Below are 16,893 nucleotides of genomic sequence, written 5' to 3'. Positions count from 1 at the left end.
ACCACGCGGCAGGTGGTGCTGAATCTCACCTAACTCATTCAAGTTCGCATCATTGAGTGACAAGACGTGCACACCGCGAGTGCTGGCGCGAGAACGGTTAACACATCCACTGGCCCTAGCACCGGTGCCCTGATTCCAGCTTCTCGGAGTTGTCGAGCACTCCGCGAGCCTGTTCCGCAGTGATTTGCGAATAGACGGCACCAACTCGCACATTCCACGCAGCTTCGCTGTCGGTGTCGACGAACGGCTTGTCTCTCAGGAGAGTAGGCGAGGACGGACTGGCAGATTCGGCATTGGCTGCCAGGAGCCCAGCTTTTATCCAATAAGCTTCCGCAGCGGGTTCGGGATCAGGGTGCCCGGATGCCATATCCTCTGCGGCGAACATCAGGTCGCGCGGAACATAATAGCGCAGCTTCTCGCAGGCGTCAGAAATATCCTGCGTCCACCGATCCAGGCGGACGTCGATAGGGACGCGGACTTGAAAGAGTTCAGTGAGACGCCGACCGGGCGGGTACAAACTGGTTCCGGGGAAGGCTTCAACCAGATCGAACCAGAGTGGATAGATTCGCCTTAGGGTTCGAAATTCCTTCCAACGCGTCGCAGCCGCACGGGTTGTTGGGATGCTTGCCCCTACAGCGACAATAACGAAAAGAAGGTCCATCCATATCGCGGTGGCATCGATAAGGAAGCGCACCGTGGATTGACTAAGTGGAAACACTACGGCGGCCCACAGAGTCGCGATTCGGGCTATGGTATGAATCAGCCCCATCCACATCGAGAAACCCATAAAGCCCAGCCCGATACGCATGCTCGTACTTTCGGCCCTACGCGCCGCCCTGGTCCACTGATAGCCACAAACTGCAGTAGTGACTAGGGGGAAGAAGTAGAAGACGGTCATATAGACCGCGACTCCCCATTGCCCGGCATGGTCGATGAGGAAATCTCCGCTCGGCCGGTCTCGTTTCACCACGGTGAAAAAGAGGATGGCGAGCAGAACTACACCAGCCGCTCCGGCTCGGTACGACGCTCGGGCGATCCAGCGCGAGACCTCTACGTGCCTTGGCACGACCGTCTCAGAGGTCTTGCCGTAGCTGGTGGCGACGTAAGTCAGGGCCGCCATGATCGCCGCAGTGCTGGCAAAATGCCGAAGCAGGGCACTCAGGTCGACCACAGGGATTCTGTCCACCGCGTCCATGGCTGCGGGCGTGTAGAGACATAGAGCGATTGCAAATCCCGCGTAGCCACCCCATAGCGCCCTGCGGTGCGCATCGGCATATCTGACGGCTGGGAATCGCCAGATGGAGATCAGCGTCATCACTGCCGCGGTGAAGTATTTAAAGAAGTCGAACACGGGATCAGTCGATATCTGTGCGAGTCACACCTGTCGCCGTTCACAGGCGCTACAGAGTGCAGACTTACCTATTAGGGGGTCATCGCGCGGGTCAAAGTAAGCGCGGCTAACGACGTCGGCGTGGAGGGGCGACTGGGTGCGCCAGCGAATACTCCAAGAGGCTGATTACATCGTCCCCTGTAGCCGACTGACGACGCGCCAGGCGCTTGATCAGTGACGCCGAAAGCTCGGCCTGCTTCTCCTCGAGACTGTCGAAATCGACACGCGCTTGGACCAGGGCCGACGGGTATCGCCGCAGAACGTCCTGGCGTATGCGTTTCGGAACGTACTGCTCGATCTCGGCAGCCGAAAGAGAGGTGCCGTGATCCATCCATTCGTGCGCGATCTCGTGGAGGATGATGTGTTCTGTTTGATTACGACTTGAGCGACGCCGGTACAGGATGATGGTGACTTCGGGAGTTCTGATCCGAAGGCCACACGCCGTACCCAGACCCCCGTCGGGATCGTCCAGTGGAGCCAACTGGATCTGGCGTCCCAACACGCTTTCTATATTGCGCACCAGCGCCTCGACGCTGAAGCGGGTTGGTATAGGGAGATCCGCGAGCTTCCGCTCACATTCCCTGACCAGGGAGCGCCGTGAAGGGTCCCTACGCCACGGCATAGTCGCTCCATTCATGCTCGCTGCCAGCCCCATATCCAAACGCGTACGTGAGGCGCGAGCAGCCTGGAGCCGGTGTTCGTCACGCACGGTTGTCGACCGGCACGTGCTGTCTACATCTAAGAGTACAAGGGGGAATAAGCGATCACGCTAGAAAGACGTGTTGCAAAGGTCACCCAAGCGCGACTGAACATGGACGTAATTCAAGATCAAAAGGCGGGGTCGCCGTCACTCTTGATCTTGAATTTACCAGCCTCCGGTAAAACACCGCCTTTTTCTGCTAGTTGAAAGCACGAGGACGCGAACGGGCGGTCTAACGCCAACCGTTCGGTAGCTCCGCTGCGCTTGGCGGGTGGGCCGCGTTGGCGGGTGAGTAGGCAGATCCCGGCACAGCGGTCCCACGCGTACGGGCCGGTCCGATGTGCTGAACGAGGAAGCGCTCAGCTCGCGCCAGGTCCTCCGGGGTGTCCACCGCTACACCGTCGTCCAGGACAGGGACCATGTGTACGGCGTGACCGTGTTCGATGAAGCGCAGCATCTCCACTCCCTCGGCGCGCTCCAAGGGCCCCTGCTGGAGTTGGCGGAAGCGTTGGAGGGCCAGGCCAGTAAAGCCGTAGAGGCCCAGCTGGCGCAGGTACTTCGGGCGGTCGCCTTTGGGATAAGGGATGGGCTGACGCGAGAACATCAGGGCCGCGCTGCGGGCTGTGACGACGACCTTGACGACGTTGTGGTCGAGAACGGCGCCGACGTCAGCCAACTCGGTATAGGCGTTCACGGCGAAGGTGCCCGGCGGCGTGCACTCCAGAGCCTCGGAGACGTCGTCGATGGCGGTCGGCGAGATGAACGGCTCGTCGCCCTGGACGTTGATGTACCCCTCGGCCGGCAGGCGTTCGGCGACCTCCGCGACACGGTCGGTGCCGGTGACGTGCTCCCCGGTACGGATGCAGTCGATGCCCAGTTCGCGGCAGACCGCTTCGATGCGTTCGTCGTCCGTCGCGACGATGGCTCCGTCGAGGCGTTTGGCCTCCAGGCAGCGTTGGTGAACATGCCAGAGCAGCGGCTTGTCGCCGAGAAGGGCCAGTGGTTTGCCGGGGAAGCGGGAAGCACCCCAGCGGCAGGGTATGACGGCGATGTGCCGGCGCGGTTTGGCGCCGGTCGGCTGGGCTGTGGTGGCGGCCACGGCTTCCTCCTGGTGGTCGAGTACGAGTGACACTTCAGGTGAGCTGGGCGAGCTTGGCGCGGACGGTCGGTGAGGCGGTCGTCGCGAACGGCCGCCATTGGTAGCCGTCGACCTCCTCCTCCTGAAGCGTCACCGCGTGTTCCACACCGAGGTTGAAGGCCCAGCGGAAGTCCACGTGGTGGTGGGCCGGCTCGTCCTTAGACGGGTTCGCATCGATCGCGTGCACGTCGATGTCGAGGGGGATGTCCTCGTATCCGGCGAGGGGGACGACAGCGCTGGGCGGGATGCCGGCTTCCTCATGCAGTTCGCGCAGGGCGGCGTCGCGCAGGTGCTGGTCAGCCGGTTCGTTGTGCCCGCCTGGCGCCAGCAGCTTCCCGGACGCCTTGTGTGCGATGTGCAGCACGTGACCTTCACCGTTGATGAGGATGGCGCTGCAGGTCACGTGGGCGGGGAAGGTCTTTCGGCTGGTGGGCGCGTCCGCGTCGGCGAGCGCGGCGAACAGCAGGGCCAGGGAGTCGCGTTCGTCTGGGTGGCGGGCGAGGTACGCCTCCGTGACGGCGCGGACGTGGTCGGTGGAGGGAGGCAACGAGGTCACCTTTCGAAGTGACGGAGCCAGGTTCTGGCGATGGTGTCGCGGTCGGCCGCCGGCATCTCGTGCAGTCCGGGCTGGAAGCGCGCGTGGCTGAGTGCGGCGGTGGCAGCAAGTATCTCGGCCTGTACGAGGTGGATGTAGGTGCCGACGGCGGCGCCATGCACGAAGTTGACGGCACCCCCGTCGGCGAGAACGTAGAAGTAGTGGCCAGTGACCTCGTATCGCGTCAACTGGGGCCCGACAGGCTGGCGTTCGTAGAGGTCGTGGAGGCTGCGGAGTTCGAGTTCGTCCTCGGAAGAGGTCACCGATCCGAGGTACGCGCCGTTCCTCAGGGCGGCGAAATCCTCGTGCCGAAGGGCGAGATTGCCGGTGGCACACAGGACGAGTTCTGCGTCGTGGACGGCCTCGACGGTGGATGCGCTGGTGCGGAAGCCGAGGGAGTGCGCCTGTACCCGCTTGACGGGATCGCTGTCGTACACAGTGACGCGCAGGTCCTGGGCGCGCAGGGTCTGGGCGATGGCTCGGCCGATCTTGCCGAAGCCGATGACGCAGGCGCTGCGGCTAGTGAGGATGTCCCCGCGGGCGCGGACGAGGGCATCGGTGGAGAACACGATGGACCGGCCGACGAGGTGATCCTCGCAGTCCTTGAGCGGCGAGCGGGCGACGGACACAACCGGGCACGGCAGGGCATCGAGGGTCGCGTACCGCTGGTGTCCGTTCTCGGTGTCCTCGACGACGCCGAGGATGCGGCCGGAGAACTTGCTTACGAGGGTGTCGAGGCTGGCCGCGAAGTACCCGCCGATATCCACCAGGACGACGTCCTGGCCGCCGGCCGTCTCCTCCAGGTAGTCCAAGGCCAGCGTCTCGTCGGTGAACCGCTCCCGGGTCAGCTCGTGTACCGGCAGGGTGCGGCGGACGGTGTCGAGGGTCGGCTGGTGGATCGACCTGGGTTTGGGGAGCACGGCGCCGACAGTGGACAGCGCAGTCATGGCACGCAGGAACGCTGGTCTTTCCGGGAGCAGGTGCGTGATGACCACCGTCGTGATTGTCTCGCCGGCGGGAAACTGCACGGTGATCTGCCGGAAGAAGGCGTCCAGCCGGGCTCGCTCGTGGGTTTCCATGAGCACTCCTCTCGGGCTCCGAGGCGTGGGGCTACGCGGCCCGGCTGTAGTCCGGGACCTGGGCAGCCAGGGCCTGCAAGTGAGCGCGCAGCCCGCTGTGGAGGTCGACTCGCGGCTGCCAACCGAGGGCTTCTCCGGCACGGCCGGGGTCGGCGCGGGTGAGGAGGACATCGCCGTTGCGCGCATGGTCCTGGTGGAGCTGGATGTCGCGACCAGTGAGGCTGGTGGCGATGTTGATCACGTCCAGCAGCGATGCGTTCGATCCGCCACCGACGTTGACTGCGCCGTGAGCGTTCGGCACGACGGCGGCGGCGATCGTCGCCGCGACCACGTCGTCGATGTAGGTGAAGTCGCGGCGCTGGTGGCCGTCTCCGTACAGACGCAGAGGCTGTCCGGTCAGGGCGGCGTGCAGGGCGCGATGGATGAACATGTCGGCGCGCTGCCGGGGGCCGTAGACAGTGAAGTACCGCAGGGCGACAACGCTGGGGGCGACGGGGCGCTCGGCATAGGCAAGGCAGAGCTGCTCCTCGGCCAACTTGGTTACGGCGTACGGGGAGGCGGGCCTCGGGCGGTCGGTTTCGAGACTCGCACCGCCGTCGGTCGGACCGTAGACGCTGGATGAAGAGGCGACGACCAGTCTGGGGGTGCCGATGCGGGTGGAGGCTTCGAGAACACGGTGGGTGGCCAGCACGTTGGACGCGAGGTAGTCGCTGAACTTCGGTCCCCAGGAGGGCCGTACGCCGGGGATGCCGGCGAGGTGGAACACCACGTCCGCGTCGATCAGGAGAGGGTCGATCGCGCAGTGGAGGAGGTCGGCCGTGACGTGGTGGTATCCCGGGCGCCCTCGCAGAGCAGCCAAGTTGGCGACGGCCGTCGGGTCGGTGGCCGCGTCACGGCGGTCTACGCCGATCACGGTGGTCCCGGACTGAACGAGGGCGTGTGCGACGTGGGAGCCGATGAATCCGGCGGAGCCGGTCACCACTGCCCGTCGGGGGGCAGAGCTGGTCACGGGCTGCTCGTGCTGCGGCACGGGGTTCTCCAGAGGTGTCGTCGAAAGGGAAGGTCAGATCAGCCGGGACAGGACGGTTCTGCCGTGCGCGCTGAGGGCGGGATCGTTCTCCTGGTGGCCCTTGACCAGGGCCGTGGCCACCTCGATGGCTCCGAAAGACTCCAGGAGCCGTCGTTCGGCGTCGTTCGGCGGACGCCCGTAACCTTCGAAGAAGGCGGCGCGGAGGTGGGGTGCGGCTTGCCAGTGTCGGAACTCGAGCCGGGCGAAGTCGCGGACGCGGGCGTCGCGTCGCATGTGCTCGAAGTCGCAGATGCCGAAGGTGTCGCCCAGCAGCCAATTACGCGGCTGGTAGTCGAGATGGCAGACGGCACTGTCCATCTGACTGGTGCCCAGGATCGCCGCGTGGTGCTCCAGCAGGTTCTCCTCGGTCGCGTCGATCAAGTCGGCGTGGACGGCGCGGGCGATCCAGGACCGGAAGCGCGCAACAAGCGCTGCGCCGACAGCACCGCCCTGGGGCATGGGGGTGGCCCGATGGAGCTTGCCGAGCACATGGCCGGCCTCGCGGTGGGCCAGTTCCTCCTGGGCTGAGTCTGGGGCCGCGCTGTCCGCCCGATCTCCTGCGAGCGCGGTGAGCAGCAGGGTGAGGGTGGCGTCGTCCCGGCCGACTAGCTTCGGCGCGTGGCCGGTCAGATGGGTGCCCCATGCTTCGTAGGCGCGGAGTTCCCCGGCGTACCGGTCCCGCTGCGCGTGTTGCTTGGCGATGAAGTGACGTCCGCCGTCGGCCACCAGACGCATGCCCCGGGGCGGGAGCAGGGGGTCCGGTGCGATCTCGACGGTGCCGAGGCAGTGGTGTGCCAGTCGCACCCGAGGGTCCCCCGAGGTCGCGATCACGGGGTCGGGTCCGGCGTGAGGAGACTGAGGTGCTCGGTGTCGTTGTGCCGGTCGAGCATCCAGCGCGTCTGGCCCAGGCGGTTGCGGTGGTGCTGCCAGCGGGTGATGGACGCGTGGTTGTGGGTGAATCCGGCCGGCGAGCCGATCGGAATGCCGAGCAGCAAGGTGTGTGCGGTGATCACCGTCTCGCCGTGGGCCGCGAAGATGACGCGCTTGCCGTAGTTCTCCTCGATGAGCTGGCTCAGGTTCCTGCTGGCGCGCTTCAGGAACACGTTCCAGGTGTCCGAGCCGGCGGCCCAGGGCGTGTCGGGATGTGCGTGCGGTCCTCCGTTGGCGGCCGTCTTCACCGCGTCCCAGGGTTTGCCGTCGGCATCGCCGTGGACCGGGCCGTCGAGACGGTCGTCGTGATGCACGGGGATCTGGAGCGTCTGGGCGATGATCTCGCCGGTCTGGACGAGGCGGATCCGAGGGCCGGTGTAGACCACGTCGAAGGGCCTCTTCAGGTGTTCGGTGGCCAGGCGGCGTGCGGCCTGTTCGGCTTGGGCGTACCCGAGGTTGGTCAGGCCGGTGCAGGTGCGCGGGCCCCCGACGAGGCCATCGGCGTTGCACTGGGCCTGACCGTGCCGGACGAAGACGAGTTCGGTGGTGATCACGAGATTCCTCGGTGGCTGAAGCGGAGGGGCAGGCTGTAGTGGTAGCCGTTGCGGCCGACGTACGGGGCGGTGAGCACGGCGTGCAGGGCCAGGAAGCCGTCGAGTCGGCCTCGGTCCGTCGTACCCAGCCGGGCGCCGTGGCGTCGGGCAGCCGCGTTGTACGCGATCAGGGCGTTGGCGACGGCCCCGTCCGTGAGCGGTCCGTAGGTCAGGTGGAGCGTTGCGATGAGCTTGGCGAGGTCATAGCCCATCGGGGCGAGAGACAGGTCGTCGGTGTCGACGGCGACGATGTCCTGCGTGCTAGTGATGATGAAGTTCCGCGGGTTGCTGTCCTTGTAGAAGGCGCAAGGTCCTTGAGCGGTCGCTTCCAGCAGGCCCAACATGGCGTGCAGGGCCGCCTTGTTCGGCAGGTACCCCCGCTCGTGGCGTCGTCGTAGGGCGAGCTTCCGGGGGCCGAGGTGGTCGTCGAACATCGTGCCGTCCTGGAAGTGGTGCGGGGTGTCCAACGACGCGGACCGCAGGTCGCTGGCCCAGGCGGCACCGTGAGCGTGGCCCAGCAGTTCCGCCACACGCGGGAGGTCCTCGGGGCGTACGGAGCGGCCCTCGATCCGTTCGAACGTCAGGGTGTCCGGTCCGACGGTGAGGAGCGCCGGCTGCCGGAGCGGCTTTGCGTGCTCAGTGATCCACCGGTAGTGGCGTACCGCCCCCGCCGCGCTCTCCGGATTCGCGTAGTGCTTGGTGAACGGGGTCAGGCTCATGCTGGCCCTCGTCCTTCCTTCGGCTGGGCGACGACGAAGGTGATGCGGGACCGGGTGGTCAGCGGCTGGTCGGGAAGGAACTCGTGCAGGGTCGCCGCCAGGGCCCCGGGGTTGCCGTACAGGCCCGGCGCGAGGTCGTACTTGGGGTTGGTGGCCAGGTACTGAGCCGTGTGGTCGTGGCCGTCGAAGGTGAAGACGTGCTCCTCGTCCAGAACGGCGATCACGTCGAGCGAGGAGGCGGCCAGGGCGGCGAGGTTGCCGCTGTGGGCTGCGGCGTAGAGGCTCTCGTGCTGGGCAGCACGCGGATCGAGGCCGGCGGAGGCCACCAGTTGGTCCATCTCCTGGTAGCTGTCGAGGCCCTTGGTGACGAGCACAGCCAGACCTCCGGGGGCGAGGACCCTGGCGATCTGCGCGACGACGTCCTCGGGGTGTGGCGAGTGGTAGAGACAGAAGGCTGCGACGACGACGTCGCTCGACGCATCGGACAGGGGGAGGTCGTGGAAGTCGCCTTCGACGAAGCCCGCCGTGCTGTCGGGCAGGTCCTTGGCGCGCTCGCGGGCTTGGGCGAGCAGGGAGGGGGCGGCGTCCAGGCCGATGACGCGCTGCGACCTTAGCTGCTCGGCGATGACGAGGCTGCTCGTGCCGCGACCGCAGCCGATGTCGAGCACGACGCGGACCCGATCCGGCTGCCCGTGGTGGGTCTGCACCAGGCGGACGATCGTCTCGGGCACGGGGCGACCAGCGATCTTGGCACGCATCAGGGCGCTGGTCCGCCCGGCCAGCCGCGAGGCATGGCCGTACAGCTCTCGCTGCCGGGCGGGATCCAGGAACGGGTTGGGCTCGTTCATGCCGCACCCCCTGACCAGGGGCGCTGGCCGTTCAGGACTGCTCGGCGGCCACCTTCTTCAACCAGCGCCGCGTCTGGCGCCGGTTGGCCAGCAGCACCACATCGGCGCGGGAGCCGAACTCCTCGATCTTCGCCATCACGCGCGGCCGCATCTTGCGCCGGTACGTGGCGACGTACTTGATCACGCCCCAGTGGATGCGGTTGTGCACCCCGTTGCCCTTGTGCCCGGCACCATGCCGGATCTGCCGGGAGAAGATCCCGTACAGCGCCGCCACGGTCGACACGTCCATCAGGACCACCGTGTCGCAAGCTTCGAGCCGTACCTGCAGCGTCGAGTTGTAGTTGCCGTCGATCACCCACCGCGGCTGCGCGACCAGCTCGCGCTGCACGTCGGTGAACTTGTCCATGGGCAACGCGTTCCACTCGTCGTCGTAGAACGCGGCGTCCAGGTGCGTCACCGGGGCGTCGAGGATCGTGCCCAGCTCGCGGGCCACGTGGGATTTGCCGCTGCCTCCGCAGCCGACGATGGCGACCTTCTTCATGGTGCTCCAGCGTAGAGAGGTTCGGGTGTCCGGCGGGCCCATCCGCCGGGGTACGACCGGATGATCCGGGCGCCTTGGTCGATCGAGCGGTCTGCATCAGGCAGCTCCCCGCTCGGTCGCGTTGGTTCCGATGAGTCCGTGCAGGACGGACTCCACGGTATTGACCTGCTTGTTCAGGCCGAACAGGCTGAGGCGATCCACACACGCGGCGATCAGGGCGGCATGCTGCTCGGTGCCGGCGATCTCGCGGAGGTAGGAGAGGCGTTCGATCACGTCGCTGCCGGAACGCACGACCAGCTGCCTCGGGACGAACCGGCCGACGAAGCGGGTGTCCGCCGGGACCAGCGGCAGGCACCCGGCGAGCACGGCCTCGAAGATGCGCTGGGTCATCTGCCCGACGACGGCGTACCGCTCGGGCAGCATGAGCACCGTGGCCAGGGACCGGCCATAGACGCCGACGGCGGCCTCGAACGGGATCCGGCCCACGAAGCGGACGTGTGGCCAGCGGCCGGTCTTCGTCCACTTCCCGGCGACCAGGTGCTCGACGCGGGCGGCGGCCGGGGCGAAGAAGCGGTCGAAGGGCTCGTCCCGGTCGTACTGGTTACCCACGTATCCGAGCGCCAGATCCCGAGGCCGTGCCGCGAGAGTGAGGGGATCGGCCTGGGAAAGGATGTCCTCGGCGACGGGGAAGAGCAGCGAGTGCGCGCCGGGGGTCGGCGCGAGCGCGGCCTCGCAGACGCGGGTGTGGGCCGTGCGGCGCCACACACTCTCGGCCCGCAGGGTGCGGTCCTTGTCCCAGATCACGGTGGGCACCTGGTGCCGAACCGTGTAGTGGTTGATGAGCTGGGCCTGCCGATGGAGGTCGCAGGTGTGTCCCTCGCTTCCGCACATGGTGGTGTTGCGGCCGGGGATCGCCCAGCGCCACTCCAGGAACAGGGCGTCGATGCCGGGGAGGCCGTTGTCGAAGGTGTACGTGTCACCGAGGTCGTCGCCGGCTTCGAGGCGGTCGCGGTCGGCCTGCAGGAAGACGACCTCGTGACCGCGGGCGAGGAGGGTGTCGATGAAGGGGCGGCGGTGACTACGGCCTCCGTCCGGTGTGTCGGTGACACCGTTGCCGAGGAAGCCCCAGAAGCTGTATCCGATCTTCACTTGGTGATCCACCGCCCTTCGAGGAGCAGTGCGTCGAGGCCGGAATGGGCCAGGCAGTCCAGGGCCATCTCGGGTGTCCCACAGATCGGCTTGCCCTTGACGTTGAGGGAGGTGTTGATCAGCACAGGCACGCCGGTCCGGCGGCCGAAGGCTGTCAGCACCGCGTGCATGAACGGGTTCTGCGACCGGGTGACGGTCTGCAGGCGGGAGGTGCCGTTGGCGTGCACGATGGCCGGCACGCGCTCGCGCGTCAGGTCTGTCACTCCGGAGGCCATGGACATGTATGGCGCTGCCTGGCCAAGAGTGAAGAACTCGGCGGCGCGCTCGGCCGGGACCATGGGGGCGAAAGGCCGGAACGGTTCGCGGAACTTAACAGTGGCGTTGAGCCTCTCCACGACGCCAGGCTCCAGCGGGGAGGCGAGGATCGAGCGGTTGCCGAGGGCGCGCGGCCCGGCTTCGACGGCTCCCTGGAACAGTCCGGCCATCGTGCCGTGTGCCAGCTGATCGGCGAGGAACCCCGCGGTCTCGATGCCCAGGGTCTTCTGCCGGAGGCCGGGCCAGGGGGTCAAGTCGAGGGGATGGTCCTCGTAGGAAGGGCCGAGGTAGCAGCTGCGGGCGATGCCACCGACCGGGCGAGGGCTGCGCCGATCGACGTGCACGGCGAGGGCTGCCCCGATCGCGGTTCCGGCGTCCCCCGGTGCCGGCGGGACGAACACCTCGTCGAAGACGCCGGCCTCGATGATCTTCCCGATGCTCACGCAGTTCGTGGCGACACCGCCTCCCAGACACAGACGGCGCGAGCCGGTGAGCACCCGGGCGCGGCGGGCGAGGTGGACCATCACCTGCTCGGTCCGCTCCTGAAGCGCAGCTGCCAGGTCTCGGTGGACATCGGTGAGCGGTTCGCTCGGGTGCCGCTCGGGGCAGGTCTCGGCGACGAACCGGCGGGATGTTCTCGGGTATCCCGACGTGAGGGTGCGCCTCGGGAAGTAGCCGGGGTCGATGCGGAAACCCGTGGCCGTCGTGCGGACAGCCCCGGTGAACAGGTGGCGGAAGCGGGCGGGGTCACCGAGGGCGGCCAGCGCCATGACGGTGCCTTCCTCGTCGCCCCGCCTCCAGCCCAGGTGCTCGGTGACAGCGCCGTACACGTACCCGAGGGAGGCCGGGTCGTTGATCGCTTCCAAGGTCCGCACGCGGGGGTGCTGAACTCCGTGGCCCTGAGCCATGGTGGTGGTCTGCCGCTCGCCGAGACTGTCGACCACGAGCACGGCGGCTTCCTCCCAGCCGGAGGCAGCGAAGGCCGTGAGCTGGTGGGCGCGGTGGTGCAGAACCGGTGTGACGCGAGCCGAGGGGAACTGACTGCCGAGCACACGCAGCCGCCGCTGGGTACGCAGGGCGACCTTGGCGAACCCATGGGCGCGGGCCAGGCTCCGGTCGCGCGTCATCGGTGAAAGCGCCATGCGCAGGGCGGCGGCCGACTCCGCGAGGTAGCGGGCGGGCTGGAAGTTGTAGGCGAGGGCGTCCACGTCGGCGGCGCTCAGCTTGGCCTGGTCGAGAAGCCATCTCACGGCGCGGGCCGGGTAGAGCTTGGTGTGCTTCTGCTCGGAGAGACGCTCTTCCTCGACGAAGCCGACGAGTTCACCGTCCACGAGTAGGGCGGCCGACGAGTCGTGGGTGTATGAGCACAGGCCGAGGACGACGGAAGGTGTGCGCTTCATGGCGGCGGTCACCTCGCCCCTGCCATCGCGGCGCGCTTGGCCGAGCGGCACTTCAGTTCTCCGTACCAGGTGGTGAGCGCCTGGCCGAGGGGGCCGTCGATCGTGTCGGCCGCCAGCCATGCCTCTTCGTGCTTGCCGTCCTTCCACAGCCGGTAGCTGCGCAGCGTCTCGGCCATCGCGTCCCAGCCGGGGTGGCCGGTCACGTCGCGGGCCTCGACCTGGTCGAGCAGTCCGGCGAAGCCCGTCCAGGGCGTTCGCAGGTCGGGCATGATCGGACTCGCCGAGAGCGAGGTCAGCGCGTCGGCCTGCTCGACGTGTTCGTCGTAGAGGTGCAGCGAGCCGATGTGCAGGTGGAATTCACCGGGCTCCGCATCGAGCCACCCGGCGACCAGCTCGTGCAGCACGGTGTAGAAGAACACGTCGTACGGCATGCCGATCCATACATCCTGGCCGCGCATCGTGGTCGCCATGTGCAGACGGCCGGCGCGCAGATGGAACCGGAACCCGAGGGTGCAGGGCACGTCCTTGTGCCCAGCGGCATCTTGGGCCGGGTCGTAAAGCTGGATCAGGGCTCGCCGGGAGTCGGGGTCGGCCTGGAGGATCTCCACGACGCGGGCCAGCTGATCGACCTTACCGGCCCAGTTCCGCATTCTGGGTCCGTACGCCCCCAGGAGGACACCATCGTCGGCGAACTGCCGCAGCCGGTTGTTGTAGTCGAAGATCCACGGGGCGTCGGATCCGGACAGGTGCCAGACCGTCTCGGCGACGGCGAAGGCCGGATTCACGATGCGGGCCGGCGGGGCGTAGAGCAGGCGGGCACGCGGCTGAGTGAGCAGCAAGTGCACGTCGCGGACTTCGCGGGTGGACATGCCCCGGGGGCTGACCTTCTCGCCGGCTTTGGCCAACGTGACGGCGCCGGAGAACAGCTCGGCGATGCTGTCGGCGGTGAGGTGTGTCATCGGACGGATACTCCTTCGTCCTGGGGCCATGCAGAGGCGCCCGCGTCTTGGTGGGTGGAGTCGCCGACCCTTGGGGCGGATGCGGCGCGATCGGTGATGAGTCGTGCGACCCGAGCGGCGCTGTCCCCGCGCCACCGGCACACCGCGTCCAGGGTCCCCTGCGGGATCGGCGTACGTGCCTCGCGTAGGCCGGAGAGCGCTTCGGCGACATCACCTGTGCCGTCGCACCGGATCGCGAGTCCGTGACCGGCCAGGTCTAGCGTGCGTTCGCCCGGTGGACCGATCTCGAGGACCGGGACGCCGAGCAGCACGGCTTCGATGCCGCACGTCGAGTACGCACTCGCCAGGGCGTCAGCGCCTGCGAGGCAACCTCGTGCTCCGATCCGGGGGTCGACCACAGCAACGGGCGGCCCGCCGTCCCGCTTCACCAGAGCGGCGAAGGCGTCGGCTCCCTGCGCCGGGTGTGGAGCGATGACGAGACCCCAGTCGCCGTCCGCCTTGGCGAGCCCGTCCAGGAGGAGGTCCGCATGGGACTTGAGATGACCGGGGCTGAAGGACTGGCAGGCCCACACTGCGATTCGGGCAGGCGCGCGGCGCTCCTCCCGAGCCAGCAGCTTCTCCAGGTACCGCCGCTGTGCCAGGCGGCCCAGGCTGGCGAGTACGTCGAAACGGGGCTGTCCCAGTACGTGTACCTCGGCGTCGGGGTGGCGCGCCCACGCTCGGCCCAGAGCGAGGTCCCGGTCGCCCATGACGATGATGTCGCGGCTGTGCAGGGCCGGCCAGGCAGCAGATTCCGCTGTCCACGCCCCGTGCTGGACGTGTACCGAGTTCGCGCCGTGTCGCTCGGCGGCGTGCGCGGCCAGCACGCCGAGGGGGCTGGTGTCGTTGCTCAGGAGGACGGTGTGCGGCCGGGTTGTCGACAGCATGTCGTCGAGCCAACTCTCCGCCCTCACCACGGTCCGCCACGACGGCTGGGTGCAGCCCCCGCTGGTTTCGAGCAACACGGACAAGAGCCGTACGAGCCTCGCCAGTTGAACGTTATGGCCCCCGATGTGGACGGCGTGCTCGTCATCGGGCCGGTGGAGACCCTCGGCGGTGCCGGAGAGGGTGAAGAGGTCGCTCGGAGCCGAGCGCAGCTCAATGCCCGTGACCGATCCCGCACTGCACCGCTCCGCGGCATCGGTGGCGAGATCGAGCAGGAGACCCTTGTGTCCATCGCGCGCCAGTTCGATGAGAACCGGGATCAGCGTGGCAGCGTGGCGGGAGGTCCACGACAGCGCCAGAACGTCCTGTCGCCTCAGATTCAAGGGGAGCGGACTCGGCTCCGCGTTCGCCGTCCTTGTCCGGGCGCGATTGCGGAGCTGCGCGGAGCGGGTCGGATTGTACGGTGCCGCAGCCCCGAGAAGGTAAGCGACGCCGGACCAGGTCACGGTGTAGGCCAGGTACTCACGCGAACTGCTCGAACGCAGCCCCACGAGTCCCTCGTACGGGGCCAAGGACAGGGGTCCTGGAGCCGAGGCGAACGGTGCCCAGGCGTTCAAGGCCAAGAGCTTGCGCACGATCTCGGCAACGAAGCGCCGCACAGGAACGTGCTGGACGTGGAGCCAGCCGGCTCCGCCCGGGGTGGAGGCCAGCGATGCGCCGTAGCGGTCGAGGGCAGCCATGGCGCCTTCAACGCCGGCGCGCAGTACCTGCTTGTCGACGGCCTTCTTTTCCAGTTCTGCGGTGTGGACGTGGTCAGTTCGCGCGTGCGCCAGGACCCCGCTTTCGACGAGAGCCCATGCCGGCTTGCCGGCTAAGGAGGAACGGACCAGGCCCAGGCCACCAGTCGTTCGGGGACTCACACCCTTCTCCCCTCGACGAGCTGCTTGGCGGGGAGGAGATGGTGCAGCAGTTCCATGGGCGAAGCGGCCGTCTCGGGGGCGGGAGCCGTCGGCTTCCCGTAACCCCATCCAGCGTGTATGTAGGCGACCCCGGCGCGCGCGGCGGACTCCTGGTCGACCGCCATGTCCCCCACGTAGACGGCAGCGGCGGGATCAACTCCCAGATCGACCAAGGCCAGGAGGAGCGGATCCGGGGCTGGCTTCGTCCGGCCTGCCCCCGCAGGCGTGCGGATGGTCGCGAAGGGACACCCGAGGCGCGCGAGGAGGGGAGCCGCACGGTCGACGTGCTTGGACGTCACCACACCCAGCCGCCAGTCGGCGGCCACGAAGGCGTGGAGCATCTCGACGATGCCGGTGAATTCCTGCGCGAGGTGCGCGGTGGCCATGGACTCCGATTCGTACGTCCGGCGGACTGCCTCGGCGTCGGTCACGCCGAGTCGCCGCATGATGTCGCCGAACTCGCGGCCCAGATGGCGCTCATAGTCGTGGAACGGGAGCGCGACGCCATGGGTCTCTTGGACCTTCCGCCACGCCTTCCGCATCACCGGACGCGTGTCGAGCAGCACGCCGTCGAGGTCGAGGAGAAGAGCGCGCGACGTGTGGCCGCTCGGCGCGGCCGGAGCGGGTGGCGATTCGTGAGCGGAAACGGTCATGATCTTCCTCTCGTCAGGGGCCGGACAGGGTGGTGCAAGGCGACCGGCGAGGGTCAGGAGCGACGGCTTCGGGGCAGGAGCGTTCGCCGTCGCGTTCGCTTGAGAGATGTCAGGCTGCGTCCGGCGGTCCGTCGGTCGAAGACCCGACCGCTCCGTTCGGCATGGTCGGCAGGTGAGAAAGCCGGTGGAAGCGAGAGAGGTCGAACCCACTCCCCTGCACCTCGCCGGCGGGCACGGCGAAGAGGTCGATTCCCACTTCGCTGGGCGCCTTCGGGGCGGCCTCCCGGATGGCGAGGAGCGCTTCGCCCTGCTCGCGGTGCGGCAGGAGGCGCGGCGCCCCATCAGTGCCTCTCTCAACAGACATGGTCAGCCCCCGATCAGGTGTATTTGAAGGTGATGGCGAGCGCGGCGCTCACTGTGGTGATGAGCAGGACCTGGGCGCTGATCTGCCTCCAGCCCCAGCCCTTCCTGTCCATCCAGCGCAGTGGACGCCTTCAAGTCGGCGCGGTGGGCTCCTCGGAGATCACGAGGTGGAGAAACGCCTGGCAGTGCTCGCCCAGGTGCATGATCACGAAGTGGTACTCGTCGTCATCGGAGCTGATGTTGTGCCGGTCGAGGACGATCACGCCCTCCGCCAAGCCGTCCCGGAGCTGCCGCACGGCTTCCCGCCAACCCGGGCGCTGCCACGGGGGCGTGTAGATGCCCCGGCTCGCATGAGAAGCGGGGAGATACGTCGTGGTCACGGGGACAGCCACGTCGTGTAGCCGAGCGCCGATCACGTAACCGTGCTGCTCGGCCTCAGCCTGTAGCGTGCCCCAGTCCTCATCGGGTCGCGCCTCCGGACTGGGAACCAAGCTGTACGCCAGCACGCGCAGCGGCTGATCGCCCTTCCCGAGAGCCCGCGCGTCGGCGACCCGCCCGAAGAAGTGCCG

Annotated in this window: 17 protein-coding genes; all 17 read right to left on the bottom strand. The window is 67.6% G+C overall.

Features of this window, described 5'->3' with window-relative positions; all coding sequences use genetic code 11:
* Positions 1–115: 115 nt before the first annotated feature.
* The 17 genes from ACIA8D_RS26630 to ACIA8D_RS26550 all read right to left on the bottom strand — a co-directional run bounded on the left by ACIA8D_RS26630 (position 116) and on the right by ACIA8D_RS26550 (position 16,716).
* A complete protein-coding gene (locus ACIA8D_RS26630; RefSeq protein ID WP_399236040.1) occupies positions 116–1,351 on the bottom strand; it encodes an MAB_1171c family putative transporter in 1,236 nt (411 codons plus the stop codon).
* A 106-nt stretch (positions 1,352–1,457) separates the two neighbouring features.
* The gene (locus ACIA8D_RS26625) at positions 1,458–1,892 is read right to left on the bottom strand and encodes a hypothetical protein (RefSeq protein ID WP_399236038.1); all 435 of its coding nucleotides are present in this window, start codon (positions 1,890–1,892) and stop codon (positions 1,458–1,460) included.
* A gap of 430 nt (positions 1,893–2,322) precedes the next feature.
* On the bottom strand, positions 2,323–3,189 hold the full coding sequence (locus ACIA8D_RS26620; protein WP_399236036.1) for a 3-deoxy-manno-octulosonate cytidylyltransferase: 867 nt from the start codon (positions 3,187–3,189) through the stop codon (positions 2,323–2,325).
* Between the two features lie 34 nt (positions 3,190–3,223).
* Positions 3,224–3,784, bottom strand: a complete 561-nt coding sequence (locus ACIA8D_RS26615; protein WP_399236033.1) for an NUDIX hydrolase — start codon at positions 3,782–3,784, stop codon at positions 3,224–3,226.
* The gene (locus tag ACIA8D_RS26610; RefSeq protein ID WP_399236031.1) at positions 3,781–4,902 is read right to left on the bottom strand and encodes an adenosylhomocysteinase; all 1,122 of its coding nucleotides are present in this window, start codon (positions 4,900–4,902) and stop codon (positions 3,781–3,783) included. Before ACIA8D_RS26610 ends, ACIA8D_RS26615 begins: the two co-directional genes overlap by 4 nt.
* A gap of 31 nt (positions 4,903–4,933) precedes the next feature.
* A complete protein-coding gene (locus ACIA8D_RS26605) occupies positions 4,934–5,932 on the bottom strand; it encodes an NAD-dependent epimerase/dehydratase family protein (protein ID WP_399236029.1) in 999 nt (332 codons plus the stop codon).
* 33 nt (positions 5,933–5,965) lie between these two features.
* Complete coding sequence (locus tag ACIA8D_RS26600; protein ID WP_399236027.1) at positions 5,966–6,775, bottom strand: phosphotransferase; 810 nt, start codon at positions 6,773–6,775, stop codon at positions 5,966–5,968.
* 23 nt (positions 6,776–6,798) lie between these two features.
* Positions 6,799–7,455 (bottom strand): histidine phosphatase family protein, encoded by a 657-nt coding sequence (locus ACIA8D_RS26595; protein WP_399236025.1) that lies wholly within the window; start codon positions 7,453–7,455, stop codon positions 6,799–6,801.
* Entirely contained in the window at positions 7,452–8,213 is a 762-nt protein-coding gene (locus ACIA8D_RS26590) for a phosphotransferase (protein WP_399236023.1), read from the bottom strand. Before ACIA8D_RS26590 ends, ACIA8D_RS26595 begins: the two co-directional genes overlap by 4 nt.
* On the bottom strand, positions 8,210–9,061 hold the full coding sequence (locus tag ACIA8D_RS26585; protein WP_399236022.1) for a class I SAM-dependent methyltransferase: 852 nt from the start codon (positions 9,059–9,061) through the stop codon (positions 8,210–8,212). Before ACIA8D_RS26585 ends, ACIA8D_RS26590 begins: the two co-directional genes overlap by 4 nt.
* A 31-nt stretch (positions 9,062–9,092) precedes the next feature.
* The gene (locus ACIA8D_RS26580) at positions 9,093–9,602 is read right to left on the bottom strand and encodes a topology modulation protein (protein WP_399236020.1); all 510 of its coding nucleotides are present in this window, start codon (positions 9,600–9,602) and stop codon (positions 9,093–9,095) included.
* Positions 9,603–9,698: 96 nt separating this feature from the next.
* Positions 9,699–10,751 carry a hypothetical protein gene (locus tag ACIA8D_RS26575; RefSeq protein ID WP_399236018.1) on the bottom strand — a complete coding sequence of 351 codons (1,053 nt, stop codon included), beginning with the start codon at positions 10,749–10,751 and terminating at the stop codon, positions 9,699–9,701.
* A complete protein-coding gene (locus tag ACIA8D_RS26570) occupies positions 10,748–12,466 on the bottom strand; it encodes a carbamoyltransferase (RefSeq protein WP_399236015.1) in 1,719 nt (572 codons plus the stop codon). Before ACIA8D_RS26570 ends, ACIA8D_RS26575 begins: the two co-directional genes overlap by 4 nt.
* An 8-nt stretch (positions 12,467–12,474) precedes the next feature.
* Positions 12,475–13,425, bottom strand: coding sequence for a thymidylate synthase (locus ACIA8D_RS26565; RefSeq protein WP_399236013.1), 951 nt, complete (start codon positions 13,423–13,425; stop codon positions 12,475–12,477).
* On the bottom strand, positions 13,422–15,269 hold the full coding sequence (locus ACIA8D_RS26560; RefSeq protein ID WP_399236011.1) for a hypothetical protein: 1,848 nt from the start codon (positions 15,267–15,269) through the stop codon (positions 13,422–13,424). The genes ACIA8D_RS26565 and ACIA8D_RS26560 overlap by 4 nt, the downstream gene beginning before the upstream one ends.
* Positions 15,266–15,961: an HAD family hydrolase gene (locus ACIA8D_RS26555; RefSeq protein WP_399236009.1), complete on the bottom strand. Its 696-nt coding sequence runs from the start codon at positions 15,959–15,961 to the stop codon at positions 15,266–15,268. The genes ACIA8D_RS26560 and ACIA8D_RS26555 overlap by 4 nt, the downstream gene beginning before the upstream one ends.
* A gap of 494 nt (positions 15,962–16,455) precedes the next feature.
* Positions 16,456–16,716, bottom strand: coding sequence for a hypothetical protein (locus tag ACIA8D_RS26550; protein ID WP_399236007.1), 261 nt, complete (start codon positions 16,714–16,716; stop codon positions 16,456–16,458).
* Between the last annotated feature and the right edge of the window lie 177 nt (positions 16,717–16,893).

The sequence above is a fragment of the Streptomyces sp. NPDC051684 genome (assembly GCF_044453445.1).
Classification (GTDB): domain Bacteria; phylum Actinomycetota; class Actinomycetes; order Streptomycetales; family Streptomycetaceae; genus Streptomyces.
Note: the sequence above shows the minus strand (reverse complement) of the source record. Positions and strands in the feature narration are given on the sequence as shown.